This window comes from Calothrix rhizosoleniae SC01, assembly GCF_900185595.1.
In the GTDB taxonomy this organism is placed as follows: Bacteria; Cyanobacteriota; Cyanobacteriia; order Cyanobacteriales; family Nostocaceae; genus Calothrix_A; species Calothrix_A rhizosoleniae.
The window spans coordinates 1-4,679 of sequence record NZ_FYBH01000149.1; the positions used below are offsets into that span (position 1 = coordinate 1).

The following is a 4,679-nucleotide window of genomic DNA, read 5'->3' on the forward strand; positions in this document are numbered from 1 at the left end:
TTTTTATTAATTCGCTTGATTTAAATTACTTGGGAACACACAACTAATAAACTTTTTGAAAATATATTTTCCCTAGACCAGCTATCTCTAGACTAGCTAAAGGACGGGACAAGGATTGTTATGCTACGCCTTAAAAGACTATGTAATATCTTGAATACTTCTTTACTATTAAATCCTCTACTCAATAAAAAATAGGTGAGTTTAATATGATTTTTCTCTAAAGATATTTAAATACAATTGACAATTATCTACGTATTTGTGCTATGCCAATTAAAGTTATTCTTTCTTGGCAGGTTATCCTCAGTAATTGCCGATTGTGATAGTACTAGGTGCGGAATTTAGGATGAATAATAAACTTATTACTTATTACTTATTACTTATTACTTGTTAACTCACTTCGTTTCCATCCAATTCTCACCTTGACGTACATCCACCACCAAAGGTACATCCAACTGCACAGCATTTTCCATCACCGACTTAATTTGTATCTGCAACTCCTCCCATTCATCGGTAGGAACTTCCAACACCAATTCATCATGTACCTGTAATAACAATCGTGCCTGATAATTCTGCAAAACCTCATGCATTTGAATCATGGCAATTTTAATAATATCAGCACTGGAACCTTGTATGGGTGCATTGGCAGCAGAGCGCAGCAATCCAGCATCATAAGCACCCAGTTTCTTTAATTTACTGGTATCAATGTCATCTGGATTACCTCCCTTTAGCCTTTGTAAACTGTTGCCAGTAAAAGTAAAATAACGCCGACGACCTAGAATTGTCTCTACGAATCCTTGAGCGATCGCTTGTTTTTTCACCTGTTCTAAATAAGTAAATACTTTAGGGTATCGAGTATAAAATTTCTTAATAAATTCGTTTGCTAATGCCTTATCGACACCAATGGAGCGGGAAAACTTCAGGGAACCCATGCCATAGATTACACCAAAGTTGATGGTTTTTGCGACTCTGCGATCGTCTGCTGTCACATCGTCTTTCTCAAACATCAACCGCGCCGTCACGGTATGAATATCCTCGTTGTTGCGGTAAGCTTCTACTAATACTGGCTCCTGACTCAAATGGGCTAATATTCTTAATTCAATTTGTGAGTAGTCAGCAGCTACCATTAACCAAGCCGGTTCTGGTAAAAATGCTTGACGAATTTGTCGGCTAAAGGCAGTGCGGATGGGAATATTCTGTAAATTGGGATTGGAAGATGATAACCTACCTGTGGATGTGGCGGTTTGATTAAAATTAGTATGTATGCGCTGAGTGTCTGAACGTACTAAAGCTGGTAGTGCATCCACATAAGTAGACTTCAGCTTTGCCAAGGTGCGATACTCAATAATGGCATCAATAATCCCCGTTTCATCCACATCACGCATTTTTTCTAAGGTTGCTGCATCTGTGGAATATCCGGTTTTAATTTTTCGGGAATGTTTGGTACTTAACCTCAAATTTTCAAATAAGATCTGACTTAATTGTTTGGGAGAACCCAGGTTAAAATCTTCCCCAGCAATACCATGTACTTGTTTCTCCAAACTTGACAATTCCACGGCTAGCTGTTGGGAGAGTTGTTGTAAGTAGCTGGTATCTATCCTAATTCCTTGGGACTCTACCTCCGCTAACACTGGTTCTAGGGGTTGTTCTACTTCCAGGAGTAATTTGTGCAAAGCAGGAATTTTTACTAATTCTGATTGTAGTTTACCTACTAGTTGGTATGTGGCATAAACTTGTAAGCAGCAGTAATTAGCAACGCTGACAACATCTATATCTCCAATGGTTTGTCCTTTAGGAACCACATCGGCGTAGTTTTGTGCCGTCAAACCCAAATAACGCAGAGATAAGTCAGTTAAATTATGACTGCTGTCAGGATTGAGGACATAACTTGCTAACATGGGGTCAAATACTACCCCAGCTAAGGTAATACCTTGAAACCGAAAAACTAAACGGTCAAACTTAGCATTTTGAAAAGTCTTAGGATAATCAGCACTTTCTAAAATAGGACGTAGTGCTGACAGAACAGTACCTAATTCTAAATTCGTTCCGATTTTATGCCCTACTGGGATGTAAGCCATATCATCAATTTCCGTTCCCCAGCAGCAACCAATCCCTACTAATTTTGCATCTCGCGGTTCTAAAGCGGTAGTTTCCGTATCCCAAGCCACGGGTATATCTGGGTTAGTAAATTTTTGTAATTGTTGCACCAAATCATTTAACTTCCCTTGGGTATCAATAATCTGTGGTTTAATGGGAATATCTGGTTGTGCGGGGTTTGCAGCAGTATCTTCAGCACTAAAAAACCACAAATCATCATCTTCATTATTATCTTGAGAAGATTGGGAAGATGGGATATTTTCTATAACTGTGCCACCAAACTGTTCTTGGAGTTGGTTAATTTTTTCGAGAAAAGACTTAAATTCTAATTTTTCTAAAGTGGGGATGAGAGCATTGGAGTCAAAACCTTGTAGCTTGCAGTTTGCTAAATCAACCTCCATAGGTACATCTAAAACAATAGTTGCTAAATAGCGAGACTTGTATGCATCTTCTTTACCATTAACCAACTTAGTTTTGACAGCACCTTGAATCAGATCCAATGAATTATATATATCATCCAGGGAACCGTAAGCATTGATTAATTTCACCGCCGTCTTTTCCCCAATCCCCCTAACACCGGGAATATTATCCGACTTATCCCCACACAAAGCCTTATAATCAATTACCTGGGAAGGTAACACTCCTAATTTTACCTGTACCTGCTCCGGGAAAAACTCATTAATCCCATTCCCACTACTAGAACGCCTAAACCCTTCTGGACTAAAATAGAGGACGCTAATATCTTTTTCCCCATCCACAAGTTGAAATAAATCCCTATCTCCCGTAAGAATTTGCACCTTGTAACCGTCAGCCGATGCCCGTTGTGCTAAAGTACCTAAGATATCATCCGCTTCATAACCAGGTGCTGTTAGAGTTAATAAATTTAACCCTGTAAGTAGCTCCCGCAGATTTTCCATATCCGGGATAAAATCCTCTGGTGTTTCTTCCCTATCCGCCTTATAAGTATCCTCAGCTTGATGACGAAAAGTAGGTAAACCCAAATCAAAAGCCACCGCCATAGCTTGCGGTTGCTGAGTTGAGATTACCTCTAGTAAACACTTGAGGAAACCAAAACATATACTTGTAGGAATTCCTGTGGTAGTTCGCAATCCACCGTCCTTACCTTTAGAAAAGCCATAATAAGAACGAAACGCTAAGGAGTGTCCATCTACAAGGATGCAACTAGGACGAGTGATGTTGTCAGAATGGGAAGTCAACTGGTTTTTTGGTGTTGTTTGGGACATAGCCTTATTTTAGCCAGATATCGTCCCCTTCCCCTGGGGAAATCAGCAAACCATTTTTGAAATTTCCCAGATGGAGAACACAATACTTGTAATTTTACCACAGCAGTACTAGGAACTTGTATTATAAAATCACTCTAATTTTGGAAAATGGCTGATATAAAAGTATAGAGACATTTTTTTGATTTAAGCATAAATACAAAAATAATATTTTCATGTAGAAAAATAAAGTTATTGTAAATCAGTTCGTGTAATTCCTATTGTCAAAGAGTTCGATTAATAGGGTAATCAAACGGATGTTTGGCACTAAAAAAAAGATGATAATGTGAATACAGCTATCTGGCAGAAGAAATGTTGAATTTTAAAAAGTTTTTTGGTGCTACTGTTTTATCTACTTTCTCTATTTTTATATATGCTGGTTCTGCACATGCAATTAGTCTGGAATTGAATTTAGGTATAGCGGATAATCCTAATACAGAGGAAATAGAAACAGGAGGAATGGGTAGTTTTTCTAATTACTATAATTCTCCCAATTTTAAGGATAAGGCTACTACAATTGATTTTAATAATGTCGATGCGAGCAAAAAAATATTTTCATTCGACAAAAACGGGCAAGAAACAAACGAAGAAAATCCATTTATCAAATACACTCTAAATTCCCAATCTTATATTAGAAATGGTACAATTAGTAGATGGGCTCCTAGCGACCCCAACGGAGACAGAAATGAATCTCAGTATCTGCAAGCTCCCGAATTGAATTCAAAGATTACCATAGACTTTAAAGAAAATATGAACTACTTTGGCTTTAACTGGGGTGCTATCAGTGACAACAATAAAATCACTTTTGTTAATACCAAAACAGGTACAAGGACATTACAGCAATTTGTCACTAAAGAGAACAAGACAGTGATTGAAGTTCAAGATCAGGATGGCAATAAGCTAAAATCATTTAACCTGCAAGAACTTGCAGGAGGAGACGATCCAAAAACAGTTCAGGCACCCCATCAAGATAACGAATATAACACCTTCGCGCACTTTTTTGCAGAAACGGACGAGGAAACATTTAATCAAATTATCATTGAGCAAATCAGTGATGAGGGTGGTTTTGAAATGGATAACCATACTTTCCATGTTGGCAAGACTGGATTTAACGATAAACAAACAACGCCTGAACCTAGTCTAATTTTGGGAATGTTAGCTGTGGGTGGAGCATCTATATATCAACGCCGCAAACAAAAACTAGTATATCCAGGCTAGTGCTGCTACGGGTCAGTCAAAATTAAAAATTCAAAAGTATTGTGTTCTCTAGCCTTGATATTTTATAAATAGTCTGATTATTTACCT

The 4,679-nt window shown here is 37.8% G+C and carries 2 protein-coding genes; one reads left to right on the plus strand and one right to left on the minus strand.

All coding sequences use genetic code 11. The features are described 5' to 3' along the window. Window positions 1-392: 392 nt before the first annotated feature. The gene (gene polA / locus CALSC_RS08875) at window positions 393-3,338 is read right to left on the minus strand and encodes a DNA polymerase I (protein ID WP_088241004.1); all 2,946 of its coding nucleotides are present in this window, start codon (window positions 3,336-3,338) and stop codon (window positions 393-395) included. A gap of 348 nt (window positions 3,339-3,686) precedes the next feature. Between polA and CALSC_RS08880 the strand changes: the two genes are divergently transcribed. Next, on the plus strand, window positions 3,687-4,592 hold the full coding sequence (locus tag CALSC_RS08880; protein WP_088241005.1) for an Npun_F0296 family exosortase-dependent surface protein: 906 nt from the start codon (window positions 3,687-3,689) through the stop codon (window positions 4,590-4,592). Window positions 4,593-4,679: the final 87 nt, after the last annotated feature.